We start from the raw sequence: 15,459 nt of genomic DNA, 5'->3' as shown, positions 1-15,459 counted from the left end.
GCCGTCGCCACCGTCCGCACCATCACCGCCGCACCGCCGCACCGCCCCCCAGCAGCCGAGTCACCCAGCCAGTCGCTGTCGAAGGAGCACGCCCAGATGTCACTCTCCGGCCTCATCGCGCGACACGCACTCGCGCGGCCCGAGGCGATCGCCGTGACCTGCCCCGCCCCCGACGGCGGCGTCCGCTCGCTCTCCTACGGAGAGTTGCACCGGTCCGCCGACCGGCTCGCGGCCCACCTCACGGCCCTGGGTGTCGTCCCCGGCGACCGGGTGGTCACCGCGCTGCGGCCCGGACCCGAACTGGCGACCGCGCTCCTGGCCACCCTGCGTGCCGGAGCCTCCTACCTGCCCGTCGATCCGGACCTGCCCGGCCTTCCCGGCGAACGCCTGCGGACCGTCGTACGAGGTGGCGCGGCGCGCGCCGTCCTCACCGACGCGGCCACCGCGGCGCAGCACGCCGAAGGCCACCCCGACCTGGGGGCCGCGATCGTCCGCGTGGACACCGACGCCGCCCTCATCGCGGAGCGGCCCGCGGCCCCGGCCGGCGCGCACGCCGACGGCCGCGACCCCAGAACCGACGACGCGGCGTACGTCCGCTGGATCACCGGCCCCGACGGCGTCGCCGACGCCGTGGCCGTCTCGCACCGGGCCCTGCTCGACCTCGTCGGCTCGGCCGGCCCGGTACGGGTGACCCGCGACGACGTGGTGGCCCAGACCTCGGGACCCGACTCCGCCGCCTTCGCCTTCGAGCTGTGGTCCACCCTCGCCGCCGGCGCCCGCCTGGTCGTCCTGGACAGGGCGGGCGTGGCCGACCCGGCCCGCTTCGAGCGCGCGGTCGCCGAGCACGGGGTGTCCGTACTCTTCCTGGCGACCAGCCTGTTCCAGCGGATCGCCCGCGAGCGGCCCGGGGCCTTCGCCCCGCTGCGCACCGTCCTGTTCGGCGGCGAGGCCTGCGATCCGCGCACCGTGCGCGGGGTGCTGCGCGCCGGGGCCCCGCGGCGGCTCGTCCAGGTGTACGGGGCGGCCGGGTCCGCGCCGTTCGCCCTGTGGCACGAGGTCTCGGACGTCCCCGAAGGCGGCGAAGGCGAGGAAAGGACCCGCCGCATACCGATCGGGCGCCCCCGCGACGGCGTGAGCGCCGTGGTCGTGCGCGGCGACGGCGCTCAGGCGGGCCCGGGCGACACCGGCGAACTCCTGCTGGGCGGACCGGCCGTACGGGGCTTCGCGGGCCTGGAGGACCGCTGGAGCGGCAGCGGCGCCGCGCTGCGCCGCACCGGCGACCTGGTGACCGTGCGCGAGGACGGCGCCCTGGAGTTCGCCGGCCGGTCGGCGGACCGCGTCACCCTGCACGGGATGCCGGTGGAGCTCGGCGCGGTGGAGTCGGCGCTGCGGGAGCACCCGGGCGTGGCCGAGGCGGCGGTGACCCTGACCGGGGACCGCGACGACGGATGGAAGCTGGTCGCGCACGTGGTGCCCGCGGCCGATCCGCACCCCACCGTGGCGGACCCGGTGCGGATCGCCGAGTGGAAGGAGGTCTACGCCGCCCTGTACGCCGAGGCGCGCACGCGGGACCCCTACGAGCTGGAGGCGTTCGCCGACTCCATCGGCGCGGCCGACGCCCCGCCCGTGTCCGCGCAGGTGCTGCGCGAGCGGCGCGCGGCGACGGTGGACTGCGTCCGCGAGCTGGGGCAGCGCCGGATCCTGGAGATCGGCGCCGGCACCGGACTGCTCGCGGCCCAGCTGGCGGCGGACCCGCGGTGCGAGGAGTACTGGGCCACCGACTTCTCCGGCGCGGCCCTCGACGCGCTGCGCGCCCGGACCAACGCGGACGAGCGGCTGCGCGGCAAGGTGCGGCTCAGCTGCCGGGAGGCGCACGACACGGCGGGGCTGCCCGCCGGATACTTCGACACCGTCGTCCTGAACTCGGTCGTCCAGCACTTCCCCGGCCTCGGCTACCTGCGCACCGTCCTGGCACGCACCCTGGACCTGCTCGCGCCGGGCGGCTCGATCCTGCTCGGGGACCTGCGCCTGCTCGACTGGGCCACCGGCCCCGATCCCGAACTGCGTGTCGCCCCGGCGCTGTTCACTGCGCTGGCCCGGGAGTTCCCGGCCGTGCGGCGGGTGGAGGTACGGGCCCTGCCCGGCGCGGGCGACCGCTACGACGTGATCCTGGGCACCGCCGGGACTCCGGCCTCCGCCGCCACGATCGCCGCCCTCGCCTCCCTCGGCTTCACCCCCGAGGAGTGCGTGAACACGCCCGCCGCCTTCGCGCGCACCGCGGACCTGGGGGCCGCCCTGCGCGGACACCTCCAGGCGCGGCTTGCGGACCACATGGTGCCCGGCGCGTACGTGGTGCGCGCAGCGCTGCCGCTCGACGCGGACGGCAGGACCGACCGGGCGGCGCTGGCCGCGTCCGCCCCGGTGTCAGCGCCGGGGCAGGCGGCCAACCGGCCCGGGACCCCGCTCCAGGAGATCGCCCGCGACCTGTTCGCCGAGGTCCTCGGCCTGCCGTCGCGCGTCGTGCACGCCGACTGCGACTTCTTCTCCCTCGGAGGCCACGCCCCGGCCGCCGCCCGGCTGGTGGCGCGGGCCCGCGAGGCGCTCGGCGCCCCGGTGGACCTGCGCGCCCTGTACGGGGCCCCGACCCCGGCCCGTCTCGCGGCGCTGGCCGGGGACGGGCCCGCCGCCGCCACCGGGCCCGGCCGGGCCGTCGCGCGCAGCGCCGTACTGCCGCTGCGGCTGCGCGGCGCGCTGGACGTGGCCGCGCTGGCGGCCGCACTCGACGACCTGGGCCGCGGCCACGGCGCCCTGCGCAACAGCAGGATCGGCTCGGCCGGAACCCGGCTGCGCGAACTCGGCGCCGACGACCACCTGCTGGAGCTGACCCTGCCGGGCGACGAGGTCGACCTGTTCTCGCACGCGCCGCTGGCCGCCGCCCTCGCGGCGGCCTACGCGGCCCGGACCGGCGGCGGCTCGCCCGCCTCACCCCGCAAGGGTCCCGAGCCGGCGCCCCGGGCCGTCCGCGGCGACGTGGCGCCGACCGCCGCGCCGGGCAGTGCGCAGCTCGGCGCCGAGGACACCTTCGGCACCCTCACCCTCGACCTCGACGCCGCCGCGCACGGGCGGCTGACCGCGCTGGCCGCCGAGCACGGCGTCACCCTGTACATGGTGGTGCACGCCGCGCTCGCCGCCCTGCTCAGCCGGCTGGGCGCGGAGCCCCTCGTGACCCTGGCGGCCCCGGTCGCCGCCCGGGACAGCGCGGCCCTGCGCGGCGCGGTGGGCGTGTACGGGCGGGTGCTCGCCCTGACGGTGGACACCTCGGGCGACCCGGCCTTCGGGGAGCTGCTGCGGCGGGTGCGCTCGGCGGCGCTGGCCGCCTACCGGAACGGGGACGCGGCCCTGGCGCTGCCGGGCGGGATCGCCCTGAGCGTGCTGCGCGAGAGCTCCGGCACGTTCCCGGCCGGGGCGCTGACCGTACATCCCGAGTCGGAGCAGCTCCCACTGCAGAGCGCCGCGTTGGCGCTGACCCTGACCGAGCGGCACGGCCTTTCGGGCGCCCCTGCGGGGATCGCCGTCACGGCCTCGTTCTCGTACGACGCGCTGGGCGAGCAGGCCGCCGCCCTGCTGACCGGACAGCTGCTCGCGCTCCTCGCGGCGGCCCTCGACGCACCGCACGAGCCGATCGCCCGGCTGGGTCTGCCCGGCATCACGGGGGCGCCGGCCGGTGGCAGCCCGTGGAACGGCGCCCCCGGCGCCCGCCCGCAGACGCCGCCGAGCATCGCCGCGCTGCTGGCCGCCCAGGTGGCCCGCGCCCCGGGCGCACCGGCCCTGGCCGGCCTGGACTACGCCGAGCTCGACGCCCGCTCCGACCTGCTGGCGCACGTCCTGATCGCGCATCAGGCGGGTCCCGGGACCTCGGTGGCCACCGCCATCGCCTCGCCGACCGGGTTCGCGGTGGCCGCGCTGGCCATCGCCAAGACGGGCGCCGCCTGCCTGCCGGTGGATCCGGCACGCGGGCTCCCCGTCGGGGCGCGGCCGGCCGTACTGCTGCTGGACGCGGCCGCCGACCGGCTGCTGCCGCTGTATCCCGGCGCGGTGCGGCTGGTCCGCGACCGGGCCGCGGACCTGCTGCCGGCCGGCGCGAGCTGGCCGGTGCGCGACGGCGACCGTACGCGGCCGCTCGACCCCGGCGCCCCGGTGGTGCTGGCGGTCGCGCCCCGGGGACCGGTCGCGGTCGGCGGCGAGGCACTCGCCGCGGCCTGCCTGGGCCGGGCCCGCGACAGCGCCTGGCTGCTGCACGGCTATCCGGACGCGGAGGTCGCGCTGGGTCTGCTGTCCGCGCTCGTGTGCGGGGCCCAGGTGCACCTGCCGGACCCGTCGCTGGCCTACGGGACGCCGCCCGAGGTGCTGCACTGGCTGCGCGAGACGGGTGCCTCGGCGATCCTGGGCCCTTCCGACGACGTGCTGGTGGCGCTCGCCCGCGCCGAGGACACGGAGCTGACGATCAGCGCGGGCTGGCCCGAGGGGCGGCTGCTGGTCGAGCAGGTGCCCGGCGGCCCGGCGCGGCCCGCCCCCGGCTACCACGCCTACGTACTGGACGCGCGGATGCGGCCGGTGGCCCCCGGGGCGGTCGGCGCGCTGTACGTCGCCGGCGTCGGGGTGGCCCACGGCTACCCGGGGCTGCCGGGTGCGACCGGGGAGCGGTTCCTGCCCGACCCGCTGGTCTGCGCCCAGGGCGGCGCCGCGCGGATGTGGCGGACCGGGCACGCGGCGCGGGTCGCGGAGAACGGCAGCCTGTACGTCTTCGACCACCCGTGGGACGAGGACCCGTTCGCGGACGAGTTCGGCACCTTCGTCGTCGTCACGGACCCGGTGGGCCACCGCGCCCTGTGGCCGGCCGCGGTGCCGGTGCCGGCCCCGTGGCGCCGGACCCACGGCGAGGACCTGTACGAGCTGTGCCTGGACCACCTGGACGAGCAGCCCCTGGGCGACCGCCTCGGCGACCACCCGTAGCGGGCAGTCCGTCACCTCCCCGTGGCCGCCGAACCGTACGCGTGTTTCAATGACCGCCGTCAGAACGGCATTTGGTGTCAACGGGGGCGGAACGAAGATGCGCAGGTCGTACTACGCGGCACATGTCCACATGATCCTCGGTGTGGTGTCCGGGCTCTACTACCGGGAGCTCACCAAGGCGCACGACTTCACCGGAGAGACCCAGCTGGCGGTCGTGCACACCCACCTGCTCGCGCTGGGCATGCTGGGCTTCCTGATCGTCCTCGCACTGGACAAGCAGTTCGGGCTCTCCGGGTCGAAGCAGTTCACCGCCTTCTTCTGGTGCTACAACGCGGGCATCGCGATCACCTGTCTGGCGATGGTCTACCGAGGTACCCAGACCGTGCTCGGCAACACCGTGCCCGAGGGTTTCGCGATGGTCGCGGGCCTCGGGCACATCGTGCTGACGGTCGGGCTGATCCTGCTGTTCGTCCTGCTCGGCAAGCGGCTCAAGGCCGCCGAGCCGACCGAGCCGACCGAGCCGACGGAGGCAACCCAGGCTCAGGCGACCGCGGCTCAGGCGACGGAGCGGGCAGCGTCCGGTGGGCCACGCTGACGACGTAGCACTCCCCGAGCGGGTGGGTGACGAAGTCCCAGCCCTCGTCCCCGGCGTCCCCGCCGCCCGGCAGATCGGCCAGCACCACCCGGCCCTCGCCGTCGCGGGCGAACCCGAAGGCGCAGAAGCGGCGGCGCAGCCCGTGGCCGAGGGCCTTGGTGTACGCCTCCTTCAGGGTCCACAGGCGCAGCAGCCGGGCGCGGCGCTCGTCCTCGGGCAGCGCGGCCAGCTCCTCCCCCTCGCGGGGGGTGCAGACCTGGTCGCGCAGCAGCTCGAAGGAGATGTCCCGGTCGGCGGGCTCGGCGTCCACCCCGATCGGGCCGGTGCGGCTGACGCCGACCAGGATCAGTTCGTCGGTGTGGGCGAGGCTCACCTCCAGCTCACCGCCGAGCCCGCGCAGTACGGGCCGGCCGCCCAGCTGGTAGCCGAGGTCCAGGCTGCCCGCGTGCACGCCCAGGGCGAGCGCGGCGGTGTGCTTCATGACGAAGCGGGACACGGCGAAGCGCAGCCGGCCCGACGCGACCGGCGTCTGCCGGTAGCGCGGCCAGTCCTGGCCGAGCAGGGGGCGCAGTTCGGGGTCGAGCAGGGCGGAGGTCAGCCACTGGCCCCACCGGGTGCAGACGACCGCCTGGCCGGTGGTCTCGAGCCGTTCCTCGACCGCGTCCCAGGGGCCGTCGGGGCCGGGGATGTACACGGGTGCGTCGAGCGCGTCCAGGGTGGCGAGCGCGGCGAGCGCCTCGCCGAGCGCGCCGGGCGGCCCGGCCGCGCCGAGCGCGCGGTGGGCGTCGGGTCCCGCGTCGCGCAGGCCCGGGACGGCCCGCCCCCCGGTCATCGTGCGCGCCCGGTGGCGCGGATGTCACAGGCCAGGCCCTCGCGGTCGCGGTCGGCCAGTTCGGCCCACACCCGGTCCCGCGCCTCGATGGAGGCGGGTGTGCCCGGCCCGTCCGGTGCGATCCCGAGGCGTTCGGTGATCCGGGCCGTCGCGAGCAGTGCCCAGTGCGGGCTGCCGAGGAAGGGGTCGCGCCCGGCTTCGGCGGCGACGCCCTGTACCCCGAGCACGGCGGCGGCGAGCAGCACCATGGCCTGCCGGTCGGCCAGCGCCCGCATCCGGGGGTCGGCCGGGTCGGTGCCTTCGGCGAGCCGGCCCTGGCGGACCAGGGCGCGCTGCTCGCTCAGCAGCCGTCCGGCGACCCGGGCCAGCGCGGGGGTGACGTCCTCGCCCGCGCCTCCGGCGGCGGCCGCGGCGATGCGGGTGAAGCGGGCATGGGCGGCGGTCAGGGCGCTCACCAGGGTCTCGTCGCTGCCCGGTTGCGGGGGGACGATCCGCGCGGGCATCCGCTCGTCGAGCCGCAACAGTACGGAGGCGCAGGCGCCGGCGCCGGGACCACCCGGCCCGCCGGGGCCGCCCGCGTCCCAGCGCCGTCCGAACGCGGCCGCCAGGGCGGGCAGTTCCCGGGCCACATCGGCCTGCCGGGCCGCCACGTCCGCGCGGGAGGCCCCGGCGCGGTCCAGGCGGGCGAGCAGCTCGGCGAGCATCCGCCGCTCGGGGCCGTCGGGGGCGGCGAGCCTGCTCTCGGTCATGACGAGCTGCAGTTCGTCCAGTACGCCGGCCACCACGACCGGCACGGTGTAGCCGGCGGCGGCGCGCGCGCCCGGACCGCTGCCCTGGGGCAGCCCGCAGGCGCGCAGACCCACCGTCACCAGGGCCTCGCACGCCAGCAGATCGGCGAAGGCGGCCGACAGCGGGGCCTTCCAGCGCCGCCCGGCCCGGCTGCCGCGCGTGGCCTGGCCGGCGACCAGGGCCACGGTGGCGCGCAGTACCGTGCTCGCCGCGCCGGTCAGCGCCCGGGCGCCCAGCAGGGCGTCGCGCTGCTCGGCCCGTGCCACGGACTGCGCGTACCGGCCGGGCGCGGGCGGCGCGGCGGACTCCGCCGGCCTCCCGCGCACCACGGGCACCACGGGCATCTCGGGCATCGCGGGCACGACGGAAACGGCGGCCGCGACGGACCCGGGGGTCCTGGAGTCGCGGCCGTCCTGGAGCAGACCCGGCCGGGTCGGGGCCATCGACGGCCTCCCTCTCGTCCTCATCGGAGCCGGCGCACGCCGCTGCTGTTCAGGGCGTGCCAGGTCGCCAGCCGCAGGGTCTCGGCGCTCGCGCGCCCCAGCCACTCCCGTACGTACCGGCGGGCCTCCGCGAGTTCGGTGCCGCCGCCCAGGACCGGTTCGACGGCTTCCTCGCGCAGCATCACCTGCTGGGCGCAGACGACCCGTACGCCGTCTTCGTCCGGTTCCAGGGACCACTCCCCGCTGTGGGCGGCGACCAGTTCGGGGGAGGCCAGCTCCTTGTAGACGATCCGGGCGGCCGCGGGGAAGCAGAGCCGGACGGTGCGCGTGGTGACGCTCAGGCCGCCCGGTTCGGCGAAGGTGTCCATGGCGGCCACCTGGACGCCGGGCGCGTCCTCGATGACACGGGCCGCGTCCACGTGCGGGACGAGCTGCGCCCAGTCCTCGATGCGGTAGAGGAAGTCGTAGACCAGCTCGGCGGGACCGGCGACGTGCACGCTGTCCTCGAAGGACAGCAGCAGCTCGTCCAGCCGCTCCCAGCGCTCGGCGATGTTCTTGACCTGGGCCAGCTGGGCCTCGGTCTCCGCTTCCCACTCCCGGCGGCCGCGCGCGCCGGCGTCGCCCGGCAGCCCCTCAAGGGTGCGTTCCTGGCTGAGCGTCAGCAGGGTCTCGGTGTCGTCGCGCGCCTCGACCGTCCAGCGGCCGGTGGTGGGTACGCCCGGCCGGAAGGTGTCCTCCAGCTCGAAGGCGACGGTGCGGGTGTGCGGGTTCAGGATCCGGCGCATGTGGAAGGAGCGGACGCGGTCGCCGGCCACGTCCCACAGGCGCAGCCGCTCGTGGGTGCCGTCGAAGTCCATCCGCTCCACGTGGACGGAGGACGGCAGCAGGAGCGGCCAGCGCACGGCGTCGGCGAGCAGTCCGTAGACCACCCCGGCCGGGGCGGCCACCTCGGCCGTCCGCTCGCTCGCGTGGACACGCTGCGAAGAAGACATGGAACGGCCTCCCCTCCGAGTGGGTGCAGATGCACTCAAGGCTGCACCGGTCCACTCGAACTTCGCTCAAGCCCTGCGGGGGAACGGGGGGAGCGGGTGGCGGGCGCTACGCGTGCGTGGTCTGGGTGAGCGCTTCGGCGAGCATCCGCCAGATCTCCGCGGCGAGGTCGATGTTGGCGTCGTCCTGGGCCTGCTGGGCCAGGTCGCGCAGGCCCTGCACACCGGCCGGGTCCCCGTCCAGGATCTGCAGCTGGTGGCGCAGGATCGAGAGCCGGACCTGGTCGCGGTGGGTCATCCTCGGCTGGTCCCCGACGGCCTCGGCGAGGAGGGTGCGCGCGTCGTCGTACCGGGCGTCGGCGAAGGCGAGTTCGGCCTTGAGCGCCGCCTGGTACTGGCGCAGCGAGGGCGTGCCGACGAAGACGAGGGCGGCTTCGGCCTCGGTGATGCGCCGCTGCGCCTGCGCGGGGTCGGCTGGTCGCATCTGCAGGTGCAGGCGGGCGGCGGCCTGCCGCAGGCGCAGCCACAGCACCAGGTCCTCGTGGCTGCTGAAGCGGTCCAGGGCCTCCTCCAGGCAGGCCAGCGCGCCGTGGTGGTCGCCCTGGCGCATGCGGACGGCGGCCGCGGTCCACATGGCCTCGGCCCACAGGGCGTCGGAGCGGCCCTCGACGAGCGCGGTCAGCTCGTCGGCGTGCAGGCGGGCGTCGCCGGTCCGGCCCGCCTCGGCCTGGACGGAGACGAGGGCGAGCAGCACGGTGGCCCGGTCCTCGACGCCCAGGTGCTCGCGCTGGGCGAGCTGGTGGGCCTCGAAGGCCGCGTCGAGGGCGGGCAGTATCTCGCCGAGCGAGCGCAGGCAGCGGGCGAAGCGGGTCAGGCCCCGCACGCGCAGTTCGCTGACCGCGACCTCCTCGCCGAGCCCGACGAGTTCGGCGAGCTGGGCGCGCTCCGTGACGTGGTCGCCCTGGAGCCGGGAGGCCTGCGCGAGCAGCCACAGCGCCTGCCAGCGCAGGACCGCGCTCTCGTGGCCCTCGGCTGCCAGGGCGCGCCGCAGCGAGTCGATGGCGTCGGGGGAGCCGGTGGACGCGGCGAGGGTGAGGGCGTGGGCGAGGGAGCCGGTGGCGGGCTCCTCGAAGTCGGCGGGTTCCAGGCCGAGGCGGCCGGCCAGGTAGGTCACGGCCCGGTCGGTGGGCTGGCGTGCCCCGGACTCCAGCCGGGAGAGGTAGCCGGTGGACATGCCCTCGCCGGCCAGCGCGGTCTGGGACAGCCCCTTGGCCGTCCGCAGTTTCCTCAGGCGGTGTCCGAAGGCGGGCTGTCGCAGCATGAGCACCCCTGAGATCGACGGCAAAACTCTGTCGGGAACCGTCAACGAGCGTAGGCCGCCCGGCAATTCGCGGGCAAACCTTTGCCAGGTGAACCACCCCCGTCTCGTGCGGATCTCGTACGCGCCTCGTACGGATGCGGAGTGGTCGTGGGGTGTTCCTCGAGCGTTCCTCCACCGGATCGAGCCATGCTCTCCAGTACCCGGCCTTCGCACCGGCCAGGGCCTGCCCTTTTCTGAATCGAGCGCCTGGGAGTCGACGATGAGGCCATCGGTGTGCGCAGTGAGCGAGTCATGCACGCCTGCCTGCTACCAGGCCGGTGCGAAGACCGCGACGCACACCTCCGCGCACCACCACTTCGCGGGGGCCCACGCCGCCGCCCACGCGGTCGCGCACTCCGCCGCCCGGCGGACGGACGTGCTCCAGGACGCGATGCCCGACGACGACATCGGCTGGCCGCGCTAGCCCCCGGGTGGCCCGCGGCGGCCCGCGGCGCCACTTGTGCGCTCCACGGGCCGACGTCCAGGCCAAGGGCTACGGCCGCTTCGCGGTACTGACCCCCGAGGCGTAGCCGCTAGGCGGCAGCCGTGCGGAACTCCCGGGGGCTCAGGCCCCGTACGCGTTTGAAGGCCGTCGACAGCGCGAAGGCGCTGCCGTAGCCGACCCGGCGGGCGACCGTGGAGAGGGTGGCGTCCGGTTCGCGCAGGAGGTCGGCCGCGAGCGCCAGGCGCCAGCCCGTCAGGTAGGCCATCGGGGGTTCGCCGACCAGCTCGGTGAAGCGCCGGGCCAGGGCGGCCCGCGAGACGCCGACCTTCGAGGCGAGTTCCGCGACCGTCCAGCCGTACGCCGGGTTCTCGTGCAGCAGCCGCAGCGCCGGGCCGATCACCGGATCGCTCTCGGCGCCGCCGCGCTCCGCGAGCCAGGTGCGTACGACGCCGATCAGCAGCAGGTCCAGCAGCCGGTCCAGGACCAGCTCCTGGGCCGGTTCGCTGCGGGAGATCTCCGTGGCCAGCAGGGAGACCAGGGCGGTGTCCGCCGCGGAGGGCGGGCGGACCAGGACGGTCGGCAGCGCGTCCAGCAGGCGGCGGCCGATCGCGCCCGGCTCCTGGTAGGTGCCGCTCAGCATCACCACCGACCCGTCCGCCTCCCCCCAGGTGCGCACGCCGAGCAGCATGGACCGCGACACGTCCGCGCCGCCCTCCAGGCTGCAGCGCTGCTCCTCGTCCACGGTGATCCGCACCGGCGTGTCCGGGCGGTCCGCGACCGTGTACGGGACGGGGCCGCGCACGACGGCCACATCGCCGGGGCCCACCCTCACCGGCTCGCCCCCGTCGGGCAGCAGCCACGCCGAGCCGGACACCATGGTCATCACCGACAGCGGGGCCCGGTCCTCGATCCGCACCGCCCAGGGCGGGTTGAACACGGACTTCAGCAGAAAGGCGCCCCTGGCTTTGGGGCCTTCGAGGAGCCCGGTCAGTGTGTCCATCGCACCATCATCCGTCGCCTGCCCTCACGCGTTCCAGACACCCGTGGCCGCCGCCTCGCGCGCGAAGTCCGCGAAGTCCCGGGGCGGCCGGCCCAGCACCTCCTGGACCCCGTGCGCCAGATGCGCGTTGCGGCCGTCCAGGATCAGCGCGAAGAGCTCGGCGAAGTCCTCCGGCAGGCCGTGCCCGCGCAGCACCGCCCGGTAGTCCTCGTTCGAGACGGGGACGTAAGCGATCTCGCGCCCCGTCGCCTTCGACAGCTCGGCGGCGACGTCGTGGAAACTCAGCAGGCGCGGGCCGGTCAGCTCGTGGGTCCGGCCGATGTGCCGGTCGTCGGTCAGCGCCGCCACCACCACGTCGGCGATGTCCTCGGCGTCGACGAAGGGCTCCACGGCTTCGGCGGTCGGCAGCGCGATCTCGCCGGCCAGCACGGGCTCCAGGAAGAAGCTCTCGTCGAAGTTCTGGTTGAACCAGGCACAGCGCACGATCGTCCAGTCGGCGCCGGAGGCCTTCAGATTGCGCTCGCTGAGCTCCGCCGCCTCCTCGCCGCGGCCCGACAGCAGCACCAGGCGGCGCGCCCCGGCGGCCACGGCCGCCTCGGCGAAGGCGCCGACCTGCTCGGCGGCGCCCGGGAAGGCGAGGTCGGGGTAGTAGGTGACGTACGCCCGGTCGACGCCCTCGAGGGCCGGTCCCCAGGTCGCGGGCTCGTTCCAGTCGAAGGGCGGCTCGCCGGTGCGCGATCCGATCCGGACCGGACGGCCCAGGGCGGCGAGCTTGTCGGCGACGCGGCGGCCGGTCTTGCCGGTTCCGCCGATCACGAGGGTGGTTTGCGTTGTCTGCGTCATGTGGACCAGTCAACGCCGTCCCGGCGAGACGCGACATCGCCGAGAAGCTCAGGAACATGCGCGTGCGTCCATGGCCACCGACAGCTCAGACGACCCTGCGCATCCCCCGGGACTCCCGCTCCCGCAGCACCTCCAGCAGCGGCGCCGGGCGCGGGTCCGCCGGAGCCAGCGCCGCCGCGAGCGCGGCCTCGGTGAGCTCGGGCCCGCCGCCGGCCGTGTAGCCGTCGGGGCGCACCAGCAGCCAACTGCCCGCGGACATGCCCAGCACCTGGCGCAGCCGGCCTCCCGGGTCCGCCAGCAGCCGCGGCCCGGAGCGCGAGCGCACCCGGTCCGGCGCGACCGTGCGCACCGACAGCCAGGCCCCGTACCGTTCCAGCGCGGCCTGCGCCGTCTGGCGCGCCTCGCCGGTGGCCTCGGGCACGTACAGCAGGGACCAGCGCACGTCGCGCAGTTCGGCGCGCAGCCCCGCCGTTCCCGGGTCGCCCGGGAAGAGGGCCGCGGCCCCCGCCGCACGCGATCCGGCGGGCAGCCCCGGGCCGCCGGGGCCGCCCGGGCCGCCGCCCGGGCCCGGCGGCGGAGTGCTCAGCGGGCTGTCCGGGTAGCCCAGGCCCAGCCCGGCCGTACCGCAGAGCATCCGGCGCCGCACCGCCTCGCGCACGAAGGGCCGTACGACACGGTCCAGCAGCCCGGTACGGCGTACCAGTCCCAGCAGCACCGGCAGCGCCAGGCCCGCCAGCACATGGGCGAAACGGGCGAGCAGGCCCTCCCGGCCCGGCTCCAGCAGGGCCCGGCCGACCGGGACCCGCTCCCGCCCGTAGGTGTCGAGCAACTCGCGCCCGGCCCAGCCGTGTTCGACCATCGCGAGCTTCCAGCCGAGGTTGTACGCCTCCTGGATCCCGGTGTTCATGCCCTGTCCCGAACCGGGGCTGTCGCCGTGCGCGGCCTCCCCGGCGATGAAGCACCGCCCCTCGTGCATCCGCTCGGCCGTGCGCAGCTTGAAGGTGCGCACGCAGGACCACTCGGGCTCGCCGACCCGCACCTCGCGCCCGAGCCCGGCCGACAGCAGCGCGGAGTACCGCTCGTGCGCGGGTCTGGGGTCGGCGTCCGGGGCGGCCGGGTCGCCGGCCAGCAGCCGCCAGCGGCCCTCGCAGGCGTACGGCAGCATCAACAGCGAGCGCCCGCCGCCCGTGTGCACCCAGTGGACGCTGTCCTGGGGCAGGTCCTCGGCGCTGACGTGCACGTCCGCGAGTTCCCACCGCTCGGTGCCGGCCGCGCGCAGCGGAAGCCGCAGCCGTTCGCGGACGGTGCTGTGCCGGCCGTCGCAGCCGACCAGCCACGGGACCTCGTACTCCTCGTACCTCTCCTCGTGCCTCTCCTCGTACGTCTCCCCGTGCGCCCCGCCGTGCCGCAGCCGGACCCGGACCCGCTCGGCGTCCTGGGTCAGCCCGGTCAGCCGGACCCCCCACTCCACCCGCACGCCGAGGCGCAGCAGCGCCTCGCGCAGCAGTTCCTCCGTGCGGCTCTGCTCGATGACCACGGTGTACGGGAACCGGGTGGGCGGGCGGTCCGGGCCCGCGTCACCGGTGTCCAGTCGCAGGATGGGGCGGCCGCCCGCGGACACGGTGAACGCGCTGTTGCTGCGGCCGTGTTCGAGGAGGTGGCGGGCGAGACCCATCTGGTCGAGGGTCTCCAGGGTGCGCGGGTGCACCGCGACGGCCCCGCCGGCGCGGGAGGGCCCGGCCGCGGCGTCGACCAGCCGCACGCGCAGGCCCCGCCGGGCCAGTTCGTGGGCGGTGGTGAGTCCGGCCGGCCCGGCGCCGACCACGAGTACCTGAGCCTGGGCCGGTAGCGGCCGCGCGGTCACCACGATGCGACTCCCAGGGCTGTCGGGGCGGGGGGCAAGGGCCCTCCACGGTCTCCAGCACGGCTCGAAGTGGATCGGAAGCCCGCTCAAGTTGAGGAAAAGGGCCGGGAGTTGCCGTTACCAGCGGTCATCCGTCGGCGGCTACGGCTGCTCCTTGAGGGTGTGCGCGACGAGGGCGTTGGCGTGGCCGTGCCCCAGGCCGTGCCCGGCCTTGAGCCAGGAGACGAGCTCCATGTGCCCGGCGAGGGGCGAGGACCGGATGAGGTCCTTCCAGTGCGCGATCGGGTGGCCGTACTTCTTCTCGATGGAAGGGAAGTAGCTGGCGGGGCCCTTCACCGGCTCGGTCATGGCGTCTTCTCCTCGTGTCGTGCGGCGGGCGTGTGTCACAGGGGTAGACCGCGGGTCCGGCGAAAACTCATCGCCCCCGCCGCGGAAAGATCAGATGATCTTCGCATGACGTGGATCGAACGGACCGTGACCCGCGACGGCGTACGCCTCTCGTGCCGCGACTGGGGCGGCTCCGGTACGCCCGTGGTACTCCTGCACGGCCTCGCCGGCCACGCGGGCGAATGGGACGCGGCCGCGGAACATCTGCGCGGGGACCACCGGGTGGTGGCCCTCGACCAGCGCGGCCACGGCGAGAGCGAACGCCGTCCGGCGGACGTCTCGCGCGCGGCCTGCGTCGCGGACGTCGTCGAGGTCTGCGAACGGCTCGGGCTGGAGCGCCCCGTGCTGGTGGGCCAGTCGCTCGGCGGCCACACCGCCATGCTCACGGCGGCCGCCCACCCGGCGCTGGTCCGCGGCCTGGTCCTGGTCGACGCGGGCGCGGCGGCCGGCGATCCGGACACCCCGCGGGAGATCGGCGAGTGGCTGGACTCCTGGCCGCTCCCGTTCCCCTCACCGGCCGCGGCGCGGGAGTTCCTGGGCAGCGAGGCCTGGGCGGCGGGTCTGGAGGAGCGGGCGGACGGCTGGTACCCGCGCTTCGAGCGGTCGGTGATGGTGGAGACGATCAGCGAGAACCCCACCCGCGACTGGTGGCCCGAGTGGCGCCGGGTCGAGTGCCCGGCGCTGCTGGTCATCGGCGAGAAGGGCTTCGTCGGGCCGGAGGAGTCCGATCGGATGCTGGAGCTCGCGGGCCCGGACATGGCGGCGGTCTGCGTTCCCGGGGCCGCCCACGACGTCCACCTCGACCGCCCCGACGCCCTGCACGCGCTGCTGTCGGGCTTCCTCGCGGGGCTCGGGTAGCCGGACCGGTCCGGACGGGGGGTGTCCCCCGCGCGGTCGCC

The 15,459-nt window shown here is 75.9% G+C and carries 12 protein-coding genes; 4 read left to right on the top strand and 8 right to left on the bottom strand.

Annotated elements, in window-relative coordinates:
* Window positions 1-96 precede the first annotated feature (96 nt).
* Window positions 97-5,013 (top strand): AMP-binding protein, encoded by a 4,917-nt coding sequence (locus ACFWB8_RS04815; protein WP_385222517.1) that lies wholly within the window; start codon window positions 97-99, stop codon window positions 5,011-5,013.
* Window positions 5,014-5,110: 97 nt separating this feature from the next.
* The gene (locus ACFWB8_RS04810; RefSeq protein WP_385222514.1) at window positions 5,111-5,608 is read left to right on the top strand and encodes a DUF2871 domain-containing protein; all 498 of its coding nucleotides are present in this window, start codon (window positions 5,111-5,113) and stop codon (window positions 5,606-5,608) included.
* Here ACFWB8_RS04810 and ACFWB8_RS04805 read toward each other — a convergent pair.
* The 4 genes from ACFWB8_RS04805 to ACFWB8_RS04790 all read right to left on the bottom strand — a co-directional run bounded on the left by ACFWB8_RS04805 (window position 5,502) and on the right by ACFWB8_RS04790 (window position 9,982).
* Entirely contained in the window at window positions 5,502-6,440 is a 939-nt protein-coding gene (locus ACFWB8_RS04805; protein WP_385222513.1) for a 4'-phosphopantetheinyl transferase family protein, read from the bottom strand. The two genes, ACFWB8_RS04810 and ACFWB8_RS04805, sit on opposite strands and share 107 nt — an antisense overlap.
* Complete coding sequence (locus tag ACFWB8_RS04800; protein ID WP_385222511.1) at window positions 6,437-7,672, bottom strand: hypothetical protein; 1,236 nt, start codon at window positions 7,670-7,672, stop codon at window positions 6,437-6,439. Before ACFWB8_RS04800 ends, ACFWB8_RS04805 begins: the two co-directional genes overlap by 4 nt.
* Before the next feature lie 20 nt (window positions 7,673-7,692).
* Complete coding sequence (locus tag ACFWB8_RS04795) at window positions 7,693-8,664, bottom strand: SRPBCC family protein (protein WP_385222509.1); 972 nt, start codon at window positions 8,662-8,664, stop codon at window positions 7,693-7,695.
* A gap of 106 nt (window positions 8,665-8,770) precedes the next feature.
* Entirely contained in the window at window positions 8,771-9,982 is a 1,212-nt protein-coding gene (locus ACFWB8_RS04790; RefSeq protein ID WP_385222508.1) for a helix-turn-helix domain-containing protein, read from the bottom strand.
* Window positions 9,983-10,262: 280 nt separating this feature from the next.
* Between ACFWB8_RS04790 and ACFWB8_RS04785 the strand changes: the two genes are divergently transcribed.
* The gene (locus ACFWB8_RS04785; RefSeq protein ID WP_385222505.1) at window positions 10,263-10,445 is read left to right on the top strand and encodes a hypothetical protein; all 183 of its coding nucleotides are present in this window, start codon (window positions 10,263-10,265) and stop codon (window positions 10,443-10,445) included.
* 109 nt (window positions 10,446-10,554) lie between these two features.
* Here ACFWB8_RS04785 and ACFWB8_RS04780 read toward each other — a convergent pair whose 3' ends face one another.
* From ACFWB8_RS04780 to ACFWB8_RS04765, 4 genes are all read right to left on the bottom strand, one after another.
* Window positions 10,555-11,466, bottom strand: coding sequence for an AraC family transcriptional regulator (locus tag ACFWB8_RS04780; protein WP_385222502.1), 912 nt, complete (start codon window positions 11,464-11,466; stop codon window positions 10,555-10,557).
* Between the two features lie 24 nt (window positions 11,467-11,490).
* Window positions 11,491-12,309 carry an NmrA family NAD(P)-binding protein gene (locus tag ACFWB8_RS04775; protein WP_385222499.1) on the bottom strand — a complete coding sequence of 273 codons (819 nt, stop codon included), beginning with the start codon at window positions 12,307-12,309 and terminating at the stop codon, window positions 11,491-11,493.
* Between the two features lie 85 nt (window positions 12,310-12,394).
* Window positions 12,395-14,176 (bottom strand): FAD-dependent oxidoreductase, encoded by a 1,782-nt coding sequence (locus ACFWB8_RS04770; protein ID WP_385222496.1) that lies wholly within the window; start codon window positions 14,174-14,176, stop codon window positions 12,395-12,397.
* Window positions 14,177-14,314: 138 nt separating this feature from the next.
* Window positions 14,315-14,521, bottom strand: coding sequence for a DUF4287 domain-containing protein (locus tag ACFWB8_RS04765; protein ID WP_385222493.1), 207 nt, complete (start codon window positions 14,519-14,521; stop codon window positions 14,315-14,317).
* Window positions 14,522-14,626: 105 nt separating this feature from the next.
* Between ACFWB8_RS04765 and ACFWB8_RS04760 the strand changes: the two genes are divergently transcribed.
* On the top strand, window positions 14,627-15,418 hold the full coding sequence (locus ACFWB8_RS04760) for an alpha/beta fold hydrolase (RefSeq protein ID WP_385222490.1): 792 nt from the start codon (window positions 14,627-14,629) through the stop codon (window positions 15,416-15,418).
* The last annotated feature ends 41 nt before the right edge of the window (window positions 15,419-15,459 follow it).

It is taken from the genome of Streptomyces sp. NPDC060031 (assembly GCF_042736805.1).
Classification (GTDB): Bacteria; Actinomycetota; Actinomycetes; order Streptomycetales; family Streptomycetaceae; genus Streptomyces.
Note: the sequence above shows the minus strand (reverse complement) of the source record. Positions and strands in the feature narration are given on the sequence as shown.

Coding starts and splice junctions, on each gene's coding strand:
- ACFWB8_RS04815 (WP_385222517.1), top strand. CDS start 97: ATGTCACTCTCCGGCCTCATCGCGCGACACGCACTCGCGCGGCCCGAG.
- ACFWB8_RS04810 (WP_385222514.1), top strand. CDS start 5,111: ATGCGCAGGTCGTACTACGCGGCACATGTCCACATGATCCTCGGTGTG.
- ACFWB8_RS04805 (WP_385222513.1), bottom strand. CDS start 6,440: ATGACCGGGGGGCGGGCCGTCCCGGGCCTGCGCGACGCGGGACCCGAC.
- ACFWB8_RS04800 (WP_385222511.1), bottom strand. CDS start 7,672: ATGGCCCCGACCCGGCCGGGTCTGCTCCAGGACGGCCGCGACTCCAGG.
- ACFWB8_RS04795 (WP_385222509.1), bottom strand. CDS start 8,664: ATGTCTTCTTCGCAGCGTGTCCACGCGAGCGAGCGGACGGCCGAGGTG.
- ACFWB8_RS04790 (WP_385222508.1), bottom strand. CDS start 9,982: ATGCTGCGACAGCCCGCCTTCGGACACCGCCTGAGGAAACTGCGGACG.
- ACFWB8_RS04780 (WP_385222502.1), bottom strand. CDS start 11,466: ATGGACACACTGACCGGGCTCCTCGAAGGCCCCAAAGCCAGGGGCGCC.
- ACFWB8_RS04775 (WP_385222499.1), bottom strand. CDS start 12,309: ATGACGCAGACAACGCAAACCACCCTCGTGATCGGCGGAACCGGCAAG.
- ACFWB8_RS04765 (WP_385222493.1), bottom strand. CDS start 14,521: ATGACCGAGCCGGTGAAGGGCCCCGCCAGCTACTTCCCTTCCATCGAG.
- ACFWB8_RS04760 (WP_385222490.1), top strand. CDS start 14,627: ATGACGTGGATCGAACGGACCGTGACCCGCGACGGCGTACGCCTCTCG.